General features: G+C 42.2%; 35 protein-coding genes. All 35 read left to right on the top strand.

Translation table 11 applies throughout. The features are described 5' to 3' along the window. The first annotated feature begins 317 nt into the window (after positions 1–317). The 35 genes from rpsJ (at position 318) to rpsK (ending at position 22,131) form a co-directional block, all read left to right on the top strand. Positions 318–635 carry a 30S ribosomal protein S10 gene (gene rpsJ / locus GT674_RS00740; RefSeq protein WP_161283914.1) on the top strand — a complete coding sequence of 106 codons (318 nt, stop codon included), beginning with the start codon at positions 318–320 and terminating at the stop codon, positions 633–635. Positions 636–721: 86 nt separating this feature from the next. After that, positions 722–1,354, top strand: a complete 633-nt coding sequence (gene rplC, locus GT674_RS00745; RefSeq protein WP_161283915.1) for a 50S ribosomal protein L3 — start codon at positions 722–724, stop codon at positions 1,352–1,354. Positions 1,355–1,376: 22 nt separating this feature from the next. Beyond that, positions 1,377–1,997, top strand: a complete 621-nt coding sequence (rplD, locus tag GT674_RS00750) for a 50S ribosomal protein L4 (protein ID WP_161283916.1) — start codon at positions 1,377–1,379, stop codon at positions 1,995–1,997. Then, on the top strand, positions 1,997–2,296 hold the full coding sequence (gene rplW / locus GT674_RS00755) for a 50S ribosomal protein L23 (protein ID WP_161283917.1): 300 nt from the start codon (positions 1,997–1,999) through the stop codon (positions 2,294–2,296). Before rplD ends, rplW begins: the two co-directional genes overlap by 1 nt. Positions 2,297–2,361: 65 nt before the next feature. Next, positions 2,362–3,207, top strand: coding sequence for a 50S ribosomal protein L2 (rplB, locus tag GT674_RS00760; protein WP_161283918.1), 846 nt, complete (start codon positions 2,362–2,364; stop codon positions 3,205–3,207). A gap of 15 nt (positions 3,208–3,222) precedes the next feature. After that, complete coding sequence (gene rpsS, locus GT674_RS00765) at positions 3,223–3,504, top strand: 30S ribosomal protein S19 (protein ID WP_008707255.1); 282 nt, start codon at positions 3,223–3,225, stop codon at positions 3,502–3,504. 95 nt (positions 3,505–3,599) lie between these two features. Then, on the top strand, positions 3,600–3,989 hold the full coding sequence (rplV, locus tag GT674_RS00770) for a 50S ribosomal protein L22 (RefSeq protein ID WP_005424978.1): 390 nt from the start codon (positions 3,600–3,602) through the stop codon (positions 3,987–3,989). Between the two features lie 11 nt (positions 3,990–4,000). Further along, entirely contained in the window at positions 4,001–4,657 is a 657-nt protein-coding gene (gene rpsC / locus GT674_RS00775; protein WP_005424980.1) for a 30S ribosomal protein S3, read from the top strand. Then, on the top strand, positions 4,657–5,094 hold the full coding sequence (gene rplP / locus GT674_RS00780) for a 50S ribosomal protein L16 (RefSeq protein WP_019162497.1): 438 nt from the start codon (positions 4,657–4,659) through the stop codon (positions 5,092–5,094). The genes rpsC and rplP overlap by 1 nt, the downstream gene beginning before the upstream one ends. Continuing rightward, complete coding sequence (gene rpmC / locus GT674_RS00785) at positions 5,084–5,293, top strand: 50S ribosomal protein L29 (protein WP_118039832.1); 210 nt, start codon at positions 5,084–5,086, stop codon at positions 5,291–5,293. Before rplP ends, rpmC begins: the two co-directional genes overlap by 11 nt. Before the next feature lie 22 nt (positions 5,294–5,315). Beyond that, entirely contained in the window at positions 5,316–5,570 is a 255-nt protein-coding gene (rpsQ, locus tag GT674_RS00790) for a 30S ribosomal protein S17 (RefSeq protein WP_008707264.1), read from the top strand. Between the two features lie 13 nt (positions 5,571–5,583). Next, positions 5,584–5,952: a 50S ribosomal protein L14 gene (rplN, locus tag GT674_RS00795; protein WP_019162495.1), complete on the top strand. Its 369-nt coding sequence runs from the start codon at positions 5,584–5,586 to the stop codon at positions 5,950–5,952. Between the two features lie 11 nt (positions 5,953–5,963). Further along, the gene (gene rplX / locus GT674_RS00800) at positions 5,964–6,275 is read left to right on the top strand and encodes a 50S ribosomal protein L24 (protein ID WP_161283919.1); all 312 of its coding nucleotides are present in this window, start codon (positions 5,964–5,966) and stop codon (positions 6,273–6,275) included. Between the two features lie 21 nt (positions 6,276–6,296). Beyond that, entirely contained in the window at positions 6,297–6,836 is a 540-nt protein-coding gene (gene rplE / locus GT674_RS00805) for a 50S ribosomal protein L5 (RefSeq protein WP_044925691.1), read from the top strand. 14 nt (positions 6,837–6,850) lie between these two features. Next, entirely contained in the window at positions 6,851–7,036 is a 186-nt protein-coding gene (locus GT674_RS00810; RefSeq protein WP_005424988.1) for a type Z 30S ribosomal protein S14, read from the top strand. A gap of 189 nt (positions 7,037–7,225) precedes the next feature. Next, the gene (gene rpsH, locus GT674_RS00815; protein WP_161283920.1) at positions 7,226–7,627 is read left to right on the top strand and encodes a 30S ribosomal protein S8; all 402 of its coding nucleotides are present in this window, start codon (positions 7,226–7,228) and stop codon (positions 7,625–7,627) included. A gap of 227 nt (positions 7,628–7,854) precedes the next feature. Then, complete coding sequence (gene rplF / locus GT674_RS00820) at positions 7,855–8,394, top strand: 50S ribosomal protein L6 (RefSeq protein WP_161283921.1); 540 nt, start codon at positions 7,855–7,857, stop codon at positions 8,392–8,394. Positions 8,395–8,411: 17 nt separating this feature from the next. Further along, positions 8,412–8,780 (top strand): 50S ribosomal protein L18, encoded by a 369-nt coding sequence (rplR, locus tag GT674_RS00825; protein WP_161283922.1) that lies wholly within the window; start codon positions 8,412–8,414, stop codon positions 8,778–8,780. Positions 8,781–8,797: 17 nt separating this feature from the next. Continuing rightward, positions 8,798–9,307: a 30S ribosomal protein S5 gene (gene rpsE, locus GT674_RS00830; RefSeq protein WP_118252533.1), complete on the top strand. Its 510-nt coding sequence runs from the start codon at positions 8,798–8,800 to the stop codon at positions 9,305–9,307. A 13-nt stretch (positions 9,308–9,320) separates the two neighbouring features. Next, complete coding sequence (gene rpmD, locus GT674_RS00835; RefSeq protein WP_161283923.1) at positions 9,321–9,503, top strand: 50S ribosomal protein L30; 183 nt, start codon at positions 9,321–9,323, stop codon at positions 9,501–9,503. A 42-nt stretch (positions 9,504–9,545) separates the two neighbouring features. Then, positions 9,546–9,986, top strand: a complete 441-nt coding sequence (gene rplO / locus GT674_RS00840) for a 50S ribosomal protein L15 (RefSeq protein ID WP_118698077.1) — start codon at positions 9,546–9,548, stop codon at positions 9,984–9,986. Continuing rightward, a complete protein-coding gene (gene secY / locus GT674_RS00845) occupies positions 9,986–11,302 on the top strand; it encodes a preprotein translocase subunit SecY (RefSeq protein WP_161283924.1) in 1,317 nt (438 codons plus the stop codon). Before rplO ends, secY begins: the two co-directional genes overlap by 1 nt. Positions 11,303–11,578: 276 nt before the next feature. Further along, the gene (locus GT674_RS00850) at positions 11,579–12,223 is read left to right on the top strand and encodes an adenylate kinase (RefSeq protein WP_161283925.1); all 645 of its coding nucleotides are present in this window, start codon (positions 11,579–11,581) and stop codon (positions 12,221–12,223) included. A 3-nt stretch (positions 12,224–12,226) separates the two neighbouring features. Next, entirely contained in the window at positions 12,227–12,982 is a 756-nt protein-coding gene (gene map, locus GT674_RS00855) for a type I methionyl aminopeptidase (RefSeq protein WP_161283926.1), read from the top strand. Positions 12,983–13,004: 22 nt separating this feature from the next. Continuing rightward, complete coding sequence (gene infA, locus GT674_RS00860) at positions 13,005–13,223, top strand: translation initiation factor IF-1 (RefSeq protein WP_005428560.1); 219 nt, start codon at positions 13,005–13,007, stop codon at positions 13,221–13,223. A gap of 321 nt (positions 13,224–13,544) precedes the next feature. Next, positions 13,545–14,384: a hypothetical protein gene (locus GT674_RS00865; protein ID WP_161283927.1), complete on the top strand. Its 840-nt coding sequence runs from the start codon at positions 13,545–13,547 to the stop codon at positions 14,382–14,384. Positions 14,385–14,442: 58 nt separating this feature from the next. Beyond that, positions 14,443–15,066: a DUF4428 domain-containing protein gene (locus tag GT674_RS00870; protein WP_161283928.1), complete on the top strand. Its 624-nt coding sequence runs from the start codon at positions 14,443–14,445 to the stop codon at positions 15,064–15,066. Beyond that, positions 15,059–16,147, top strand: coding sequence for a hypothetical protein (locus GT674_RS00875; protein ID WP_161283929.1), 1,089 nt, complete (start codon positions 15,059–15,061; stop codon positions 16,145–16,147). The genes GT674_RS00870 and GT674_RS00875 overlap by 8 nt, the downstream gene beginning before the upstream one ends. Positions 16,148–16,177: 30 nt before the next feature. Further along, positions 16,178–17,023 (top strand): TPM domain-containing protein, encoded by an 846-nt coding sequence (locus GT674_RS00880; protein WP_161283930.1) that lies wholly within the window; start codon positions 16,178–16,180, stop codon positions 17,021–17,023. Between the two features lie 63 nt (positions 17,024–17,086). Then, entirely contained in the window at positions 17,087–18,742 is a 1,656-nt protein-coding gene (locus GT674_RS00885) for a histidine kinase N-terminal 7TM domain-containing protein (RefSeq protein WP_161283931.1), read from the top strand. Next, positions 18,715–20,007 carry an ATP-binding protein gene (locus GT674_RS00890; RefSeq protein WP_243149007.1) on the top strand — a complete coding sequence of 431 codons (1,293 nt, stop codon included), beginning with the start codon at positions 18,715–18,717 and terminating at the stop codon, positions 20,005–20,007. The genes GT674_RS00885 and GT674_RS00890 overlap by 28 nt, the downstream gene beginning before the upstream one ends. 39 nt (positions 20,008–20,046) lie before the next feature. Continuing rightward, entirely contained in the window at positions 20,047–20,673 is a 627-nt protein-coding gene (locus tag GT674_RS00895; RefSeq protein ID WP_161283932.1) for a response regulator transcription factor, read from the top strand. Positions 20,674–20,799: 126 nt separating this feature from the next. Next, positions 20,800–20,913: a 50S ribosomal protein L36 gene (gene rpmJ, locus GT674_RS00900; protein ID WP_003497809.1), complete on the top strand. Its 114-nt coding sequence runs from the start codon at positions 20,800–20,802 to the stop codon at positions 20,911–20,913. A 286-nt stretch (positions 20,914–21,199) separates the two neighbouring features. Continuing rightward, positions 21,200–21,568: a 30S ribosomal protein S13 gene (rpsM, locus tag GT674_RS00905; protein WP_022214197.1), complete on the top strand. Its 369-nt coding sequence runs from the start codon at positions 21,200–21,202 to the stop codon at positions 21,566–21,568. A 167-nt stretch (positions 21,569–21,735) separates the two neighbouring features. Beyond that, entirely contained in the window at positions 21,736–22,131 is a 396-nt protein-coding gene (gene rpsK / locus GT674_RS00910; protein WP_005428565.1) for a 30S ribosomal protein S11, read from the top strand. Positions 22,132–22,138 lie beyond the last annotated feature (7 nt).

Here is a 22,138-nt window from a genome sequence, read left to right on the forward strand (position 1 = left end):
AAGAAAACAGATAAAAATATTGTGCAGAAATTTGTTCAAAAAAATAAAAAAAAGACTTGCATAATTAAGAATCATCGTATATACTAATATCTGCTGTGACATGATAGCTATGAAGCGCGAGGTTGCTGCCATATTACCGGCAGGTTTTCCGTGGAGCGAATGTCAAGTTAGGAAACTGACGACAAGTCACTGTACAAGTTCAGAAACCATCATCGGGATGGACGTGTGGATAAATGTCGCATGACACACACGGAGATGTGTACAGTCGCCGCTTGTCGTACTGCATAATTGAGTACGAATAGGAGGAGACTTTTTTTATGGCAAATCAGGTAATGAGAATCACTTTAAAGGCTTATGATCATCAGTTAGTAGATGCATCAGCAGCAAAAATCATCGATACTGTTAAAAAGAACGGAGCAACTGTTAGCGGACCAGTTCCGCTTCCGACTAAGAAGGAAGTTGTTACAATCTTAAGAGCTGTTCACAAATATAAAGATTCCAGAGAGCAGTTCGAACAGAGAACTCATAAGAGACTCATCGATATCATGACACCAACTCAGAAAACAGTAGATGCACTTTCCAGACTGGAAATGCCTGCAGGTGTTCACATCGATATCAAGATGAAAAACAAATAATTAACTCGTTTTTAAATGTCCATTGGGCATTTCAAAAAACTATATGATTGCCTTTATGGTAATCCGCTATAAGGAGGAAGAAAGAAATGAAGAAAGCTATTTTAGCTACTAAAGTCGGAATGACTCAGATCTTCAATGAAGACGGACAGTTAATTCCGGTAACCGTTTTACAGGCTGGTCCATGCGTTGTAACTCAGGTTAAAACAGAGGAAAACGACGGATATGCATCAGTTCAGGTTGGATACGGCGACATCAGAGAAAAACTGGTGAACAAACCGGAAAAAGGCCACTTCGACAAAGCTGGAGTTGCTGTTAAGAGATTCGTTAAAGAATTCAGATTCGAAAACGCTGCAGAATATGCAGTAGGACAGGAAATCAAAGCTGATATCTTTGCGGCTGGAGATCACATCGATGCTACAGCAGTTTCCAAAGGTAAAGGTTTCCAGGGTGCCATCAAGAGACATGGACAGTCCAGAGGACCTATGGCTCACGGTTCCAAATATCATCGTCATGCAGGTTCCAACGGTGCTTGCTCCGATCCGAGTAAAGTATTCAAAGGAAAACACATGCCAGGACATATGGGAAATGTACAGGTAACTGTTCAGAATCTTGAAATCGTTCGTGTAGATACAGAAAACAATTTACTGTTAGTGAAAGGTGCTGTTCCAGGACCTAAGAAATCTATGGTTACCATCAAAGAGACAGTAAAGTCTTTATAATTGAGAAAGGAGGAGCATCAGAATGGCAAACGTAACAGTTTTTAATATGGAAGGCAATGAAGTTGGAACAATGGAACTGAACGATGCAGTGTTCGGAGTAGAGATCAACGAGCATCTTGTTCATCTCGCAGTTGTTCGTCAGCTTGCAAATAAACGCCAGGGTACTCAGAAAGCTAAAACACGTTCTGAAGTAAGCGGCGGCGGAAGAAAACCGTGGAGACAGAAAGGAACAGGTCATGCAAGACAGGGTTCCATCCGTGCACCACAGTGGACTGGCGGCGGTGTAGTATTCGCTCCGGTTCCGAGAGACTATGAAGTAAAAATGAACAAGAAAGAAAGAAGAGCAGCTCTGAAATCAGCTCTGACTTCTAAAGTTCAGGATAATAAACTGGTTGTTGTAGACAGCCTTGCACTTGCAGAAGCAAAGACAAAAGAAATGCAGAAGGTTCTTACAAACCTCAAAGCAGACAAAGCTCTTGTTATCACAGCAGCTGATGACCAGAACGTAGTTATTGCAGCAAGAAACATCGCAGATGTACAGACTGCAACAGTAAGTACTATGAATGTATATGATGTTATGAAACACAATACAGTAGTAGTTACCAAAGATGCAGTAGCATCCATCGAGGAGGTGTACGCATAATGGCAGATATTAAGTATTATGATGTGATCCTGAAACCGGTTATCACAGAAAAATCCATGAACGCCATGGGAGAAAAGAAATACACATTCCTGGTACATCCGGAAGCAAACAAGTCTCAGATCAAAGAGGCTGTTGAGAAAATGTTCGAAGGAACAAAAGTTAAGAGCGTAAATACCATGAACATGGATGGTAAGAAAAAACGCCGTGGTGCAGTTGTTGGAAAGACAGCTAAAACCAAAAAAGCGATCGTAGCTCTTACAGAAGAAAGCAAAGACATCGAGATCTTCGAGGAATTATAATCCCTCAGCTTTCAGAAGATATATGCTGGAAAGCATGATAACTAATATTCGAAAGGAGAAACATCATGGGAATCAAAACCTATAACCCATATACACCTTCCAGAAGACATATGACTGGATCTGATTTCTCTGAGATCACAACAAGCACCCCTGAGAAATCCTTAGTCGTATCTCTGAAGAAAAACTCTGGACGTAACAACCAGGGTAAAATCACTGTTAGACACCGCGGAGGCGGAAGCAGAAGAAAATACAGAATCATCGACTTCAAGAGAAGAAAAGATGATGTTGTTGCAACAGTTAAGACAATTGAGTACGATCCGAACAGAACAGCTAACATCGCTCTGATCTGCTATGCAGACGGCGAGAAAGCATATATTCTTGCACCGGAAGGACTGAAAGTCGGACAGAAAGTTATGAACGGTCCGGAAGCAGAAATCCGTGTAGGAAACTGCCTGCCGCTGGAACTTATCCCGGTTGGTACTATGGTTCATAATGTTGAGCTTCATCCTGGAAAAGGCGGACAGATGGTTCGTTCCGCAGGAAACGGTGCTCAGCTGATGGCTAAAGAAGGAAAATACGCAACATTAAGATTACCGTCAGGTGAAATGAGAATGGTTCCGCTTGTATGCCGCGCATCTATCGGTGTTGTTGGTAACGGCGATCATAACCTTATTAACGTTGGTAAAGCTGGACGTAAACGTCACATGGGAATCAGACCTACAGTTCGTGGTTCTGTAATGAACCCGAATGACCATCCGCATGGTGGTGGTGAAGGAAAGACCGGAATCGGTCGCCCAGGTCCGTGTACACCATGGGGCAAACCTGCTCTTGGTCTGAAGACCAGAAAGAAAAACAAACAGTCCAACAAGCTCATCGTAAGAAGACGCGATGGAAAAGCTTTAACAAAATAATAAGGAGGGTACAGAATGTCTCGTTCACTGAAAAAAGGACCATTCGCAGATGCAAGCCTGCTTAAAAAGGTTGACGCTCTGAATGCTGCAAATGATAAATCTGTGATCAAAACATGGTCACGTCGTTCCACTATCTTCCCGTCCTTCGTAGGACATACAATTGCAGTACATGATGGAAGAAAACATGTGCCGGTATATGTAACAGAAGATATGGTTGGACATAAACTTGGTGAGTTCGTAGCAACAAGAACTTACAGAGGACACGGAAAAGACGAAAAGAAATCCGGCGTTCGCTAGAATTAATTTAAATAAATAATCTGCCTGTTGTCCCGCAAGGGGGCAGCAAGGCGGTGTTACCAGATATCGATTAAATGGAAAGGAGGCACTTTAAAATGGCAAAGGGACATAGAAGCCAGATTAAGAGAGCCAGAAATGAGAGTAATAGAGAGACAAGACCGTCTGCAAAATTATCTTATGCAAGAATTTCTGTTCAGAAAGCATGCTATGTATTAGATGCAATCCGCGGTAAAGATGTGCAGACAGCACTTGGTATCCTCACATACAATCCAAGATACGCTTCAAGCGTTCTGAAGAAGCTGCTTGAGTCAGCAATTGCAAACGCAGAAAACAATAACGGAATGAGCGCAGATAACCTCTACGTTGCAGCGTGCTATGCAAACAAAGGACCTACAATGAAACGTATTCAGCCAAGAGCACAGGGTAGAGCTTACAGAATCGAAAAGAGAACAAGCCATATCACCATCGTGCTGGATGAAAGATAAGGAGGAAAAGCATGGGACAGAAAGTTAACCCACATGGCCTTAGAGTCGGTGTTATCAAGGATTGGGATTCCAGATGGTATGCAGAAGCAGATTTTGCAGATTACCTGGTTGAAGACTATAATATCAGAACATTTTTAAAGAAAAAACTTTACAGCGCAGGTGTTTCCAAGATCGAGATCGAGAGAGCATCTGACAGAGTTAAGATCATCATCTACACTGCTAAACCGGGTATCGTAATCGGTAAGGGCGGATCTGAGATCGAAAAAGTTAAAGCTGAATTACAGAAATACACAGATAAGAAACTCATCGTAGATATCAAAGAAGTTAAGAGACCGGACAGAGATGCTCAGCTTGTTGCTGAAAACATCGCTCTGCAGCTTGAGAACCGTATCTCCTTCAGACGTGCTATGAAATCTACAATGCAGAGAACAATGAAAGCAGGAGCAAAGGGAATCAAAACATCCGTATCCGGACGTCTTGGCGGAGCTGATATGGCTCGTACAGAGTTCTACAGCGAAGGAACAATCCCGCTTCAGACACTTCGTGCTGACATTGATTATGGATTTGCAGAAGCTGACACAACTTACGGAAAAGTTGGTGTAAAAGCTTGGGTATACAATGGTGAAGTACTTCCTACTAAAGGAAATAAGGAAGGGAGCGATAAATAATGTTAATGCCAAAAAGAGTAAAACGTCGTAAACAGTTCCGTGGCTCCATGAGAGGTAAAGCCCTTAGAGGTAATAAAATCAATTATGGTGAATTCGGTCTTGTTGCTACCGAACCTTGCTGGATCAGATCTAATCAGATCGAAGCAGCCCGTGTTGCCATGACACGTTACATCAAACGTGGTGGTCAGGTTTGGATTAAGATTTTCCCGGATAAACCAGTAACAGCGAAACCAGCAGAAACACGTATGGGTTCCGGAAAAGGTACCCTTGAATACTGGGTAGCAGTTGTTAAGCCAGGACGTGTAATGTTCGAAATCGCAGGCGTTTCTGAAGAGATCGCTCGTGAAGCATTACGTCTTGCAATGCACAAGTTACCATGTAAATGTAAAATCGTTTCTCGTGCAGACTTAGAAGGCGGTGATAACAGTGAAAATTAATAAATTCGTAGAAGATTTAAAAGCAAAATCAGCTGCAGAATTAAATGAAGAATTAGTAGCTGCTAAAAAAGAACTTTTCAATCTGAGATTTCAGAATGCAACCAATCAGTTAGACAATACAAGCAGAATCAAAGAGGTTCGCAAGAATATTGCCAGAATCCAGACAGTAATCACTGAGCAGACAAACGCTGCGAAGTAGTGATATATAGGAGGAAATAATCGTGGAAAGAAATCTGAGAAAGACCCGTGTGGGTAAGGTTGTCAGCAATAAGATGGACAAGACCATTGTTGTTGCTATCGAAGACCATGTAAAACATCCTCTTTACAAAAAAATCGTAAAGAGAACATATAAACTCAAAGCTCATGATGAAAACAATGAGTGCAATATCGGTGATACCGTTAAAGTAATGGAAACCAGACCGCTGTCCAAGGACAAGAGATGGAGACTGGTTGAGATCGTAGAGAAAGTGAAATAAGGAGGAAACCAGTATGATTCAGCAGGAAACTAGACTGAAAGTTGCCGACAACACTGGTGCAAAAGAAATCCTTTGTATTCGTGTTATGGGTGGCTCTACAAGAAGATATGCAAACATCGGTGATACTATCGTTGCTACTGTTAAAGATGCAACACCAGGCGGCGTTGTTAAAAAAGGTGATGTAGTAAAAGCTGTTGTTGTTCGTACCAAAAAAGGCGCTCGTCGTAAAGACGGATCTTACATCCGTTTCGATGAAAACGCAGCCGTAATCATTAAAGATGACTTAACTCCGAGAGGAACTCGTATCTTTGGACCAGTTGCCAGAGAACTTCGTGAGAAGAAATTCATGAAGATCGTTTCCTTAGCTCCGGAAGTATTATAGGAGGGTGCCTGATGTCAGCTATGAAAATTAAAAAAGGCGACACTGTTAAAGTAATCGCTGGTAAAGATAAAGGTAAAGAAGGAAAAGTTCTTGCCGTTAACGTAAAAGACAACACTGTAATCGTTGAGAATATCAACATGGTTACAAAGCACAACAAACCATCAGCAGCAAACCAGGCTGGCGGAATCACAACAAAAGAAGCTGCTCTTCATGTTTCCAACGTAATGCTCGTTGTAGACGGAAAAGCAACAAGAGTTGGATTCAAGATGGATGGAGACAAAAAAGTACGTGTTGCAAAAGCAACAGGTAAAGTAATCGATTAATTAAGAGAGGAGGCATGACAGGTGAGTAGATTAAAAGAACTTTACAAAAATGAGATTATGGATGCCATGACCAAGAAATTCGGATATAAAAACGTTATGGAAGTGCCAAAACTCGATAAGATCGTTATCAACATGGGTGTTGGTGAAGCAAAAGAAAATGCTAAGCTTCTTGATGCAGCAATCGCTGATATGGAACTGATCACAGGCCAGAAAGCAATCGCTACAAAAGCTAAAAAATCAGTAGCTAACTTCAAAATCAGAGAGGGTATGCCAATCGGTTGTAAGGTTACCTTAAGAGGCGAGAAGATGTATGAATTCGCTGATCGTCTTATCAACCTTGCTCTTCCTCGTGTACGTGACTTCCGTGGTGTTAACCCGAACGCTTTCGATGGCAGAGGAAACTACGCACTGGGAATCAAAGAACAGCTTATCTTCCCGGAAGTTGAGTATGATAAGGTAGACAAAGTAAGAGGTATGGATATCATCTTCGTTACAACTGCTAAGACAGACGAAGAGGCTCGTGAGCTGTTAACTCAGTTCAATATGCCTTTTGCTAAATAAGGAGGAGAATTCGAATGGCTAAGACAGCAATGAAAATCAAACAGCAGCGCAAACAGAAATTCTCCACAAGAGAATACAGCCGCTGCAGAATCTGTGGACGTCCACATGCATACCTGAGAAAATACGGTATCTGCCGTATCTGCTTCCGTGAACTGGCTTACAAAGGTCAGATCCCGGGTGTTAAAAAAGCAAGCTGGTAGGCCGAAAGCAACTTAATGAACTCAAGCACTTGTGCGCAGAGTGAATTTAGTGCGAGGTCCTTCCCGAATCTTAATGAAACCGAGTGTAAACGAAGGTTGAATTTAGCTGAGGGAAGTGGTGCAAATCTAAAAATGTAATTAACGTACATGTAAAGTCTGAAAAGAGTGAATAATTAGGAGGAAACTAACATGACAATGACAGATCCGATCGCAGATATGCTTACAAGAATCCGTAACGCTAACACTGCAAAACATGATACAGTAGATGTTCCGGCATCCAAAATGAAAATCGCTATCGCAAACATTCTTCTTGACGAAGGATACATTGCAAAATATGATCTGGTTGAGGATGGTGTATTTAAAACTATCCACATCACACTGAAATACGGTGAGACAAAGAACGACAAGATCATTACAGGACTTAAGAGAATCTCCAAACCAGGTCTTCGTATCTACGCTGGTAAAGATGAGCTTCCGAGAGTTCTTGGCGGACTTGGAATTGCAATCCTTTCCACAAACAAAGGTGTGATCACTGACAAAGAAGCTCGTAAACTTCAGGTTGGTGGAGAAGTTCTTGCATTTGTTTGGTAATAAGGTAAAAAATCTGCGAGCAGATTTTTAATAGATGAAGGAAACACCATCGTCACTAAATTCGACAGCCGACGCGATGCATCGACTCTCTCATTAAGTGTCGAGGTGTACTTTCACACTAAACTCGTACAGTGCTTATGCCTGTACTTGTTAAGTGTTCAATGCACTGAAAACAGAGAGAAATTAAATCTTTTCTCTCCGACAATTTAAGTAAGGAGGACAATATTATGTCACGAATCGGAAGACTTCCGGTAGCTATCCCGGCAGGCGTTGAAGTAAACGTAGCTGCAGGCAACGTAGTAACCGTTAAAGGTCCTAAAGGAACACTCGAAAGAGCACTTCCAACCGAAATGGAAATCAAAGTAGAAGATGGTCATGTAGTAGTTACAAGACCAAGCGATCTTAAGAAAATGAAAGCATTACACGGTCTGACCAGAAGCCTTATCCACAACATGGTTGTTGGTGTAAGCGAAGGCTACACAAAAGAGCTTGAGGTTAACGGTGTAGGTTATAGAGCACAGAAACAGGGCAAGAAACTTGTTCTTGCACTTGGATATTCTCACCCGGTAGAGATGGAAGATCCAGAAGGTCTGGAATCCAAAGTTGATGGAAACAAGATCATCGTTTCCGGTATCAGCAAAGAAAAAGTTGGCCAGTATGCAGCAGAAATCAGAGACAAGAGAAGACCGGAGCCATATAAGGGCAAAGGTATCAAGTATGCTGATGAAGTTATCAGACGTAAAGTCGGTAAGACTGGTAAGAAATAAATAAGGAGAGTGAGAATATGATTAATAAAGCATCCAGAGCGGAAATTCGCGAGAAAAAACATAGAAGACTCCGTCATCATATCAATGGAACAGCTACTACTCCTAGACTGGCAGTATTCCGTTCCAACAAGCATATGTATGCACAGATCATTGATGACACAGTAGGTAAAACTTTAGTATCAGCTTCTACTCTTCAGAAAGATGTAAAAGCTGAACTTGAAAACACTGATGATGTAAAAGCAGCAGCATACCTTGGAACTGTAATCGGTAAGAAAGCAGTTGAAGCAGGTATCGAGAGCGTTGTCTTCGACAGAGGAGGCTACATCTATCATGGTAAAGTAAAAGCACTGGCAGACGCAGCAAGAGAAGCTGGGCTGAAATTCTAAAAGGGAGGAAAAGACACATGAAACATAATCTTATTGATGCTAGTCAGTTAGAATTAGAAGATAAAGTAGTGTCAATCAAACGTGTTACCAAGGTTGTTAAAGGTGGTCGTAACTTCCGTTTCACAGCTTTAGTTGTAGTAGGTGACGGTAACGGACATGTTGGTGCAGGTTTAGGAAAGGCAGCTGAAATTCCGGAAGCTATCCGCAAAGGAAAAGAAGATGCTATGAAGAAACTGGTTACAGTTGCAAGAGATGAGAACAATTCCATCACTCATGACTATGTAGGTAAATTCGGAAGTGCTGAGATGCTTCTGAAACGTGCTCCGGAAGGTACTGGAGTTATCGCCGGTGGTCCGGCGCGTGCGGTCATCGAGCTTGCAGGAATCAAAAACATCCGTACAAAATGTATGGGATCCAGAAATAAACAGAACGTAGTTCTGGCTACAATCGATGGATTAAGCAAACTGAAAACTCCGGAAGAAGTTGCAAAACTTCGCGGAAAATCTGTAGAAGAGATTCTGGCATAAGGAGGACAAAATAATGGCAAACACATTAAAAGTTACACTTGTTAAGTCTCCTATCGGTGCAGTTCCGAAACACAAAAAGACTGTAGAAGCTATGGGACTTACCAAAATGCACAAAACAGTTGAAATGCCTGACAATGCAGCAACCAGAGGAATGATCCAGCAGGTTCAGCATCTTGTTAAGGTAGAAGAAGCATAAGATATCCAGAGAGTATTTAAATAATAAAAGGAGGTGCCAAAGATGGAATTATCAAATTTAAGACCAGCAGATGGTTCTAAACACAGCGATAACTTCAGAAGAGGCCGTGGACATGGTTCTGGAAACGGTAAAACAGCCGGAAAAGGACATAAAGGACAGTTAGCTCGTTCCGGACACAAGAAACCGGGATTTGAAGGTGGACAGATGCCTTTATACAGACGTCTTCCTAAGAGAGGCTTCAAGAACAGAAATTCTAAAGAGATCATTGCAATCAATGTTGACGTTCTGAACCGTTTTGAGGACGGAGCAGAAGTTACAGTTGAATCTTTACTTGCTACAAGTGCAATCTCCAAAGCAGGAGACGGTGTTAAGATTCTTGGAAATGGTGAACTGACAAAGAAACTTACAGTTAAAGTAAACGCTGTCAGTGAAACCGCAAAAGCAAAAATCGAAGCTGCAGGTGGTACAGTAGAGGTGATCTAATGTTTGAAACTCTTAAAAGTGTTTTTAGAGTAAAAGAGATGCGGAGAAAACTTCTCTACGTCTTATGGATGATCCTGATCATCCGTATCGGTTCACAGCTCCCGATTCCGGGTGTGGACAGTGATGTATTCAAACAGTGGTTTCGGAGTAATACCGGTGATGCATTCAATTTCTTTGATGCATTCACCGGTGGCTCTTTTGAGAGCATGTCCGTATTCGCATTGAACATTACACCGTACATTACTTCTTCCATTATCATTCAGCTTCTCACAATTGCAATTCCTGCTCTGGAGGAGATGCACAGAGATGGTGAAGAGGGAAGAAAGAAGATGACAGCGATTACCCGTTATGTCACAATCGGACTTGCACTGTTCGAGTCCATTGCCATGACTATCGGATTTGCCCGTGGAAATATCGTACATGATATGACCGTGCTTAAGGGAATTGTTGTAGTCGTAAGTCTGACAGCCGGATCTGCAATGTTAATGTGGATCGGTGAACGTATTACAGAGAAGGGCGTTGGAAATGGTATTTCTATCGTACTTGCGGTAAATATCATTTCTCGTATTCCGAGTGATATGACAACTCTTTATGAGAACTTTATTAAGGGGAAAACAATTGCAAAAGGAACACTTGCAGGACTTATTATCTTTGCAATTATTCTTGTTGTAGTAGTATTTGTCCTTATTCTTAATGGAGCAGAGAGAAGAATTCCTGTTCAGTATTCCAGAAAGATGGTGGGAAGAAAAATGATGGGTGGTCAGTCCACCAACATTCCGCTGAAAGTCAACACTGCCGGCGTTATCCCGATCATCTTTGCTTCTTCCATTATGTCATTCCCTGGTGTTATCGCACAGTTTGCTGGAAAAGCAAATGGAACCGGCATTGGAAGTGAAATTCTGAGAGGTCTCTCTTCAAGTAACTGGTGTAATCCATCTCAGATTAAATACAGCTGGGGTCTGCTGGTATACGTAGTTTTATGTGTATTCTTTGCATATTTCTACACTTCCATTACATTCAATCCACTGGAAGTTGCAGATAATATCAAAAAGCAGGGTGGATTTATTCCGGGTATCCGTCCGGGAAAACCTACATCAGATTATTTGACTAAAATGCTGAATTATATTATATTTATAGGTGCGGTAGGTCTGATCATTGTGGCAGTTATTCCGTTCTTCTTTAACGGAGTCTTTGGGGCAAATGTTTCTTTCGGTGGAACATCTATCATCATCGTTGTAGGTGTTGTACTTGAAACTGTGAAACAGATTGAATCCCAGTTGCTTGTCCGCAATTACAAGGGCTTCCTGAACAACTAAAAATGAAGGTTGTGGTGCGAAAGCGTCACAGCCTTGATTTGGTACAGGAGAAGTTTCTGTAACTGTTCACAGGTAATATCCCGCGAGGTGTTTTGCCAGGGATATGGCAAAATCCCGAGACATACGGGGCAAAATGCCACCACCGAAGGTGATTTGGAATGCATTTTGACCAAGTTACTGTGAACGGAGTGAACAGTAACAAGTTTCTTCTGTACAGGCAGCATCCTCTGGATGCCTGCAATATATGGCTTCATAAAGAAAAAGGAGGTATTTGTTATGCGAATTATTATGTTGGGTGCACCAGGTGCAGGAAAAGGAACTCAGGCAAAGAAAATTGCCGCAAAATATGGGATTCCGCACATCTCCACAGGAGATATTTTCCGTGCAAACATCAAAAATGGTACTGAGTTAGGAAAAAAAGCAAAAACATATATGGATCAGGGGCTTTTGGTACCAGATGAATTAACCTGTGATCTTGTAGTAGACAGAATTCAGCAGGACGATGCAAAAAATGGTTATGTACTGGACGGTTTCCCGAGAACTATTCCTCAGGCAGAATGCCTGACAGAAGCTCTTAAGAAACTGGGAAGCGGCATCGACTATGCAATCGATGTAGATGTTCCGGATGAAAATATTGTCAATCGTATGTCTGGCAGAAGAGCCTGCCTGAAATGCGGTGCTACTTACCATATCGAATATGCAGCACCGAAGACAGAGAACGTATGCGATACCTGTGGCGAAGCACTGGTACTGCGTGACGATGACAAGCCGGAAACTGTTTCCAAACGTCTGAAGGTTTACCATGAGCAGACACAGCCGTTGATCGATTACTACACAGAGCAGGGCGTATTAAAGACAGTAGACGGAACTCGTTCCCTGGATGAAGTTTTCCAGGCTATCGTCGAGATCTTGGGAGAATAAAAAATGTCAGTTTCTATTAAGTCAGAACATGAAATTGAGCTTATGAGACATGCCGGCCATTTACTGGAAAAGGTTCATGATGAACTGGCTTCTCATATTAAGCCGGGAATCAGCACAAAAGAACTGGACCGTATTGGTGAGGATATGATTCGCTCTATGGGCTGCACTCCAAACTTTTTGAATTATCAGGGCTTTCCCGCATCATTCTGCATCAGTCTTAATGATGAAGTAGTACATGGAATCCCGTCCAGACACAAAATCATTCAGGAAGGCGATCTTGTCAAGATCGATGCCGGACTGATCTACAAGGGTTACCATTCGGATGCTGCACGTACTTATGCAGTAGGTGAGGTTTCACCGGAAGCAAGACAGCTCATGGAAGTGACAAAGCAGAGCTTCTTTGAGGGTATAAAATTCGCAAAAGCAGGAAATCATCTGAATGATATTTCCAAGGCAATCGGTGCTTATGCAGCGAAATTCAACTATGGTATCGTTCGTGACCTGGTTGGTCATGGAATCGGAACACATCTCCATGAAGATCCGCAGATCCCGAATTTCCCGCAGAAGCGCAGAGGCATCAAACTGATGCCAGGTATGACACTTGCAATTGAACCGATGATCAATCTGGGACGCGCAGATGTTGCGTGGGAGGATGATGAATGGACAGTTGTAACTATGGACGGATCTCTTTCAGCACATTATGAAAATACTGTTCTGATCACGGATGGAGAACCGGAAATTCTGACTCTTACAAAATGACAGATGACACAGGAGGTTTATAATGTCTAAAGCAGATGTAATTGAAGTGGAAGGTACTGTATTGGAGAAGCTGCCTAATGCAATGTTCAAAGTAGAACTGGAAAACAAGCATGTGGTACTGGCTCATATCAGCGGAAAGCTGCGTATGAACTTTATCCGTATTCTTCCTGGAGATAAAGTTACTATTGAACTTTCTCCGTATGATCTTTCCAAGGGACGTATTATTTGGAGAGATAAGTAAAACCGTGAGGGGGACAGGCTCGAAGTTACGCGAAGGCCGCATGTCCCCCTCACACTCCCCCTCTCGGCCACGCGTGTGGTGGTGTGGGGGAGTGTGTTGGTTGGATAAAACCGAAAGAACTGGAGATTCGTATAGAGTCTCTGGTTCTTTTTTTATGCAAAAAGCTCTCAATAATAAATATTCAAATAAAACACGATTACTGTCAGAAGTGATAGTGAAAAGATGAAAATATTGTGTATAATAACAAATAAGAAGGAAAGATTTCTGAAAAAAAATGGAGGAGTAGATAACAAATATAAGAAGGAGAAAGGAGCGGTGTTTATGAGTAAGAGAATGAGATTTTGGATGATGGGTGTGCTGGGTGTTATGATGGCGGGTCTGGTGTGTGTAAATGTCTATGCATTGGACGATAAGGATGTGGTTGGTACGTGGTATGCCAACAGTCTTACCATAGACGGTCTGAATGTATTTCACCCAGGTGCGATCATGATGGAGATGTCAATGGAGATCAAGGAAGGCGGCAAAGGCGAAGTGACAACTTCCTCTGAGGAGTCAGGACCGGACGTTGATGAGTTTGAGTGGAAGATTGACGGTGATAACATTGTTATAACTTCAGATGACGAAGTTATGGAAGGTGTTTATTCAGATGGAACTATATCCATTGATCTGGACGGGATGACGATGACTCTGGGACAGGAAAAAGAGGAATATGTACCTTATGAACCTGGGAAAGCACTTGAGGATGTCAAACTCGAAGATTTTGATGGCGAATGGAACAGCACACTGATGTCTGCTTTTGGAATGCAGGTACCCACAGGAACACTTTTTGACATGAAACTGGATGTTACTATTTCAGGTGGCAAAGCAACTCTTGTAACAACAGAGGGCGGAACGGAAACGACAATTGAACTTGAGGGTGAACTGGATCAAAATGCATTGATTTTAAATGCCACAACAGAGAAAGAGGATGACGATGATTCTGAGGACTATTCTTTGTTCAGTACAGATACGATGAGATTCTATCTGCTGGAAGATGGTAAATTATGTTTCACGACAGGTGACGGTCTGGATGCAGAAGAAGCTGATGCTGAGACAGAAGAAGATGATGATTCTATGGACTGGACGATTAAGGTATATTTTGACAAATTAGTGGTGGAATAGGTTTAGACCAAGCTGCTGTGAACAGTAATATGTTTCTCTGATGGAAGGGGGTTCGGGTATGGGATTATTTGACAAAAAGAATTGTGACATTTGCGGTGAGAAGATTGGTATTTTGGGGAACCGGAAGCTGGACAATGGTAATCTGTGCAAGAAGTGTGCAGGAAAACTTTCACCGTGGTTTGAGGAGAGGCGTCACAGCACCATAGATGATATCAAAGAGCAGCTGGATTACAGAGAAGAAAACAAGAATGCAGTACGAAATTTTAAGATTACACGTGAGTTTTCAGGGGACAGATATCATGTATTTATAGATGACAACAAAGGGATGTTTGCTGTGGCATTTAACATGAGTGAGCAGAATAACCCGGATATCGTGCCATTGTCAGCAATAACCTCATGCCGGCTGGAGATTGATGAGCAGCGGGAGGAAGAGGAATATACAGATCAGGACGGAGAAACAAGATCTTATGTGCCGCCTAGGTACACATATTCCTATGATTATAAGATAAAACTGAGTGTCAATACACCGTGGTTTGATGATATGGATTTTCAGTTGAATACTTTTTCTGTAGAAGATTGGGAACGTGCCAAAATGATGAAGTATGAACAGCTTGGAAACCAGATCGTGTCAGCACTTACAGGTGTTCCTGCACCGGTATATGGAGGAAGAGAATATGTCTGATATTATAGAATATAAGTGCCCAGCCTGCGGTGGTGCGATGGTATTTGATTCAAAATCTCAACATATGAAGTGTCCGTACTGTGATACGGAAATGACGGTCGAAGAATTTCAGCGTACACAGAAATCTGAAGATACACAGACGGATTCTGAAGAAAACTGGCATTCTATGAGCACCGGAGAATGGCAGAATGATGAGATCAATGGTATGCGTGTTTACAGTTGTCAGTCCTGTGGCAGTGAAATTGTTGCCGATGAAACGACAGGAGCCACGACCTGCCCGTTCTGCAATAATAAAATAACGATGAAGGGTCAGTTTGCCGGTGATCTGAAGCCGGACTATATTATTCCGTTTAAACTGGATAAGAAGGCCGCAAAAGAGAAGTATTATAAACATCTGGAAGGCAAGAAATATCTTCCGAAGGTATTCAAAAAAGAAAACCATGTAGATGAGATTAAGGGGGTATATATCCCATTCTGGCTGTTTGATGCAGATGCAGATGCCCGGATAACATATGAGGCAGAAAAAGTCCATGTCTCAAGAAGCGGTGACACGGAGTATACAACTCGTGAGATCTATCAGGTTTATCGTGAAGGAACGATAAGTTTCGATCATGTTCCGGCAGATGGTTCCAGAAAAATGGATGATACATTGATGGAATCTATTGAACCCTATGATTTTAAGGATGCTGTACCATTTCAGCAGGCCTATCTGGCAGGCTACCTTGCTGACCGTTATGATGTGAATGTGGATGAACGGATAGACAGAGCCCGTGAGAGAATCAGCGTCTGCGCTGAACAGGCTTTTCGGAAGACCGTGCGGGGATATAATGGCGGAGTAAGTGTAAAAGACAGAAATGTGCAGATCCATAACGCGAGTTACTGGTATGCCATGTATCCGGTATGGCTTCTGAATACGACATGGAAGGGAGAGCAATTTATTTTTGCAATGAATGGTCAGACCGGAAAAATGGTCGGTGATCTTCCAATAGACAGATCAAGATTCTGGAAATCTGTAGGTATCCGTACACTTCTGATCTGGGGCGTATTGTACGGCCTGAAGTGTTTATTTATGGCAAGCTAACTATTTCTGTAGCAGGAAGGAGCAGGTGAAATGAAGACAAAAAAGAAAATATGGTGCTGCCTGTTTTCGCTTCTCTGGATATTTGTTCTGATATTTCCGGTGATGGCCTCTGAGATTCCTGATATTCCGACAGAACGTCAGAAGTCGCTTCTTGTAGATGAAGCCGGTCTGCTTAGTGAAGAAGAGAGCAGCACACTTATAAATAAGCTTGAAGAGATTAGTCAGAGGCAGGAGAATGAGGTTGCTGTTGTTACAGTCAATTCACTGGAGGGTAAAACAGCCGAGGCATATGCAGATGATTACTATGATTATAATGGCTATGGCTATGGAAAAAACGATGATGGCCTTTTGCTTCTGGTGAGTATGGGAGAAAGAGAGTGGGCGATCACAACCTATGGCTACTGTCATACCGTAGCTTTTACAGATGCAGGTCTTGATTATATCAGCAGCGAATTTCGAAGCAAACTCAGCAGTGGAGAGTATGCAAAGGCATTTGAATGTTTTGCAGATCTGTGCGATGATTTCCTGACACAGGCAGCAACCGGTGAACCTTATGATGTCGACAATATGCCAAAGGGGAAGGTTTCTCCCTTTTGGTTATACACAGATTTGATTGTTGCTTTTTTGATTTCTTTTGGAATCGTTAAAGGAAAATCCAGGAATCTGAAATCTGTAAAAAAACAGGAGTCAGCGAAAGCATATGAACGCAGTGGTTCCTTGTCGCTGCGAAGATCGACGGACAGTTTTGTCAACAGAATTGTTACGCAAAGAACAATCAAAAATGAGAAGGACAGTTCCTCCGGTTCTTCAGGCGGAAGTTCTTCACATACAAGCTCTTCCGGAAGGTCTCACGGTGGAAGCAGTGGTAAGTTCTGATTGCCCAAGATTCAGACTCTGGTGTATAATGGTAATAAATAATTCTGGCTGAAAGGGATTGAAATGCCTTACCAAAAAAAGAAAACCTTATCCTGTATGACAATTCTGCTGTGTGTCCTGCTGGCATACATATGCAGAATGCTGAGACCGGAGAGTTATCTTCTGCGAACACTGGCAGATCAGCTTCGTACCTGCCTTTATCTGGGAATATACTGTGCCTGGGTTATTTATCTGAATAAGCATGTCGTGCACAAAAGTATGCGTCAGTATCTGACAGCGATTGGCTGCATGATGGTATTCTGGTTTTTCCTGCGCACAATAAAATATCATATTTTTCAGGATCCACTGGGGGGACATATATGCTGGTATCTGTATTATGTACCGATGATATTGATCCCGACATTGGGACTGACAGCCACTTTGCTGATGGAAGAAAGAGAGGAAAAAAGAATAAAAAAAATCAGTACTGCATTGTTGTTACCGGCAGCAGTACTGATTGTATGTGTCCTTACCAATGATCTGCATCAGCAGGTTTTTCGCTTTTTGATGGAACCGCCGTATTCAGATGAAAACTATCATTATGGAAAGATTTTTTTTGTGATCCAGCTTTGGATCATAGTTTGTCTGGCGGCAATGGAAGTAATACTTGTTTTTAAGAGCAGGATTCCCGGAAGGAAACAGTTCTGGCTGCCGATCATTCCAGGGCTTCTCCTCCTCGGCTGGAATATCTGCAATATTCTTCGTGTACCTTTTATTCTGAGCATTGCAGGAGATATGACCGCTGTCTGCTGTCTGCTTATGGTGGCGATTTTTCAGAGCTGTATCCTGTGCGGGCTGATACCTGTCAACAGTCGTTATTTTGAACTGTTTCAGGCAACGGGTGGACTTCATGCAGAAATAACGGACAATTCTTTTCAACGCTACTATTACTCAGGAGAATTTCCCAGACTGTCCAGGGAAATGCGGGAGTGTATCATTGCAAAATCAACCGTTCAGGAGCAGGGCACACAGATCAGGCATATTCCGGTCAAAGGCGGACACCTGTTCTGGGCAGAAGATATCTCTGTCCTTCTGGATCAGTATCTGGATATCCAGGAGCAGCAGGAAGAACTGACTGCACGAAATCATCTTTTGCAGAAAGCTTATCAAAAAGAGGCTGAGCGGAGAAAGACAGAAGAACAGAACCGGCTTTTAAATATGATACAGAGTCAGACCTTAAAACAGTATGAACTGCTTTCAACATATATGAAAAGTCTGGAGCAGGCGAAAACCAGGGAAGAATATGACAGGATCCTGTGCAAAGTAGTAGTAGTGGGAACGTATCTGAAACGCTGGAAAAATCTGATTCTGACCAGGTACAGTTCACAGGAGGATGAACTGACCATGGAGGACCTGAAGCAAAGTCTGGCAGAATCCTGCGAAAGTCTGAAGTTATGTAAGGTCCGTGCAGCTTATTTTGTGCAGGACAAAGAAAAACAACTCCATGCAGATGATGTCCTGAAATGTTATGAATTTTTTGAATGGCTGACAGAGCAACTGTTTGATGTTGTGACTTCAGTTTTTTTCCGCGTGACTCAGATCGAAAAAAAACTGCAGATTTCCGTCCATGTCGTATGTGCATGTCAGGAAGATATTCATATTTATCTGACAGAGAGGCCGGAGCTCTTGATACAGCAGGAGGAGGAACAGGAATGGTTTATTCGATGCCCGGTTTCGTAGAAAGCAGCATAATACTTCAGGATATTATCATGATCCTCATGGAAATCTGTCTGATCCTTGAATTGATCCTGTTGATTTTTAGAATTATGAGTCTGGTGGGGAAAGAGAAGATATTGGTGAGCACTGCCGAATTGTTTTTTTCGTTTCTTTTTATGACGGGACTTTTGAATGATCACCGCTGCAGCATGGGAGACAAAAGATACAGACCGTTGTTCTATTTATTTCCGGCAGATATAATGTTAGTTCTTGTAATTTTTCTGGCAGTTTATCTTATCCGGGCACTCTGCAGAGAACTGAAGGAATACAGAAATGTATTGTCTCCCTGGTCGGTTCATGAGGCAGTGAATAATGTTCCCTGTGGTGTCTGTATTTCAGATCCTCTGGGACGTATTATCCTGTGTAACATTAAGATGCAGGAACTGAGCAGAGTGCTTATCGGAAATTGTCTGCAGAATTATCATACGCTACATAGCGTACTGAAGGCAGATTCTGTGAAGAAGCCGGTCCGGAAATTAAGCTCGGACAGTAATGTGTTTTATTTCCCGGATGGTTCTGTTTGGCTGTTTCAGGAGTATCAGTTGAAAGAGGCTTCTTTTACAGGATACATCCAGACGGTGGCAGTTGATGTATCTGAAATTTATCACAACAGTGAAGAAATCAGGAGAAACAATGAAAAGCTGGAACTTCTAAATCGAAAGCTGGAAGAAATGTATGAAAAGATAGGCGATGAAATACGTGAGCAGGAAACGCTTTCTATGAAAATGAAGATACATGACAGCTTCGGCAGAAGTCTTCTGTCAATCCGCAGAATCCTGGAAAAGAAGGAAGAACCGGAAAACATGGAAAAGCAGCTGGAAGCACTGAAACAGCTGGTCTACATTCTTACCGGCACAACCGTCAAGAACGAGGAAGAGCAGTATAAAGATACAGAAAAACAGGCAGAAGAACTTGGAATTTCAGTTCAGATCCGGGGCAGCTATCCGGAGAAGTCAATCTACAGGCTTCTTACAGATAAGGCAATCCGTGAATGTGTGACAAACTGTGCCCGTCATGCACACGGAAGCATAGTTTATGTAAATATGAAAGAAAACAGAGAAGGATATCAGATCCAGATTACCAATGATGGTGAACCGCCAGTGAAAAATGCAAAAGAAGGCGGTGGATTATCTGCACTCAGGAAAGCGGTAGAAGCAGAGCAGGGGTCTATGAAGACATTTTTTGAACCTGCTTTTTATCTGTTTCTGAATTTTCCGTTAAAGTCATAAAAATATCAGATGACTTCAGTATGAGAAGGGAATGAGGTTATGGTACGGGTACTTATTGTGGAAGATCAGAAGATCATGCAGAAATATTTTGAATATATAATTTTACAAAATCCGGAGTTCAAACTGGCAGGTACGGTCAGTGATGCCCGGGAAGCAGTAAAAATCTGTAATTATTCAGTGATCGATCTGGTATTGATGGACGTGCAGACCTTTCATAATCATGATGGGCTGACAGCAGGAAAGACCATAAAGGAGGAACATCCGGGTACGAAGATACTTATTGTGACCTCGCTGATCGATCCTAAAGTACTGGAGCGGGCAAAGGCAGGATGTGCAGACAGTCTGTGGTATAAGGATCACGGAGAAGAGGAAATCAGTGATGTGATCAATAGGACACTGAAGGGGGAAAGGATTTTTCCGGATATGACGCCGGATGTGGAATTAAACTGGATCACCAGTGGAGAAATAAGTCCAAGGCAGCTGGAAATGTTGCGTCTTTATATCTGTGGGATGTCTTACTCAGAGATTGCAAAAAAAATGAACTGTTCCACTTCAGGAGTACGATGGAATTTTCAGGAGATGATTGCCAGGGCAGGATACAGCTGCAAAGAGGATCTGATCGCAGCCGCACTGGAGAGTAAACTGATCGTTACTACACTGAAATAAAAAAATAAAAAAATTAAATTAGGGGGTTGTATTTTCCGGAATAGAATGTTATTATACTGGTTGTACGCGCTGAGGCGTGTATGAACTGCAGAATCAAGCCTATATTACGGAAAAGGAGGATTTCCAGTGAAAGTAAGATCATCTGTAAAGCCGATCTGCGAAAAATGCAAGATCATCAAAAGAAAAGGATCTATCAGAGTAATCTGTGAAAATCCAAAACACAAACAGCGTCAGGGTTGATTGAATCCCGAGTTTGTGAAACGTGCGGCTGCAGTTTGATACACCCGGAAGGGTTGTTCGGACTGTTTTAATATCTTATTAAAGAAGCATGTATTGCCTAATACCGAGAGGCAACAAATTTTCGGAAAGGTCGCTTTTCGCCAAAGGCGGCTGGGTGTTTTACCGAGGCACCCCAATTAGGAAACTAGAAAACAGAAAGTATTGAAGATGTACCCCATTTCACCTTGCGAAACTGCAAGTGGTACGGTTCATATAGCTTTCAAGAAGAAAATGGAGGAAACAGTACATGGCTCGTATAGCTGGTGTAGACTTACCAAGAGACAAACGTATCGAAATCGGCCTTACCTATATTTATGGTATCGGCAGAACAAGTGCAGACAAGATTCTTGCACAGGCAGGAGTAAATCCTGACATCCGTGTCAGAGATCTGACAGACGATGATGTAAAGAAAATCAGTGCTGTAATTGATGAAACAATGACAGTAGAAGGTGATCTTCGTCGTGAAATCGCTATGAATATCAAGAGACTGCAGGAAATCGGATGCTACCGTGGTATCCGTCATCGTAAAGGACTTCCGGTTCGTGGCCAGAAGACCAAAACAAATGCTAGAACACGCAAAGGTCCTAAGAGAACTGTTGCAAATAAGAAGAAATAATAAATACTTAACGAATGCAAATGTAAATGCAGCATGAGTTTAGTGTAAATATTGTTCGAAGGAACTTAATGAAGGCAAGCGTAAGCGCAGACTGAATTTAGTGAATCGAACTTCCTTACGAAACGAATTAATTGATTATATATAGGAAAGTGTAGGTTAGTTTTAAAATGGCAAAGACAACCAGAAAAGCGACTACAAAACGTCGTGTTAAGAAAAACGTTGAACACGGACAGGCACATATCCAGTCTTCCTTTAACAATACAATTGTTACTCTGACTGACAGTGAAGGAAATGCTCTTTCATGGGCAAGTGCCGGCGGTCTGGGATTTAGAGGTTCAAGAAAATCTACCCCTTATGCAGCACAGATGGCAGCAGAGACTGCAACAAAAGCTGCTCTGATTCATGGATTAAAGACTGTTGATGTTATGGTTAAAGGACCGGGATCAGGACGTGAAGCTGCAATTCGTGCACTTCAGGCTTGCGGCCTTGAAGTAACAAGTATCCGTGACGTAACACCGGTTCCGCACAACGGATGCCGTCCACCAAAACGTAGAAGAGTCTAATTTAGGA

Origin of the sequence: Blautia sp. BIOML-A1, assembly GCF_009883055.1 — a bacterium.
Classification (GTDB): Bacteria; Bacillota; Clostridia; order Lachnospirales; family Lachnospiraceae; genus Blautia_A.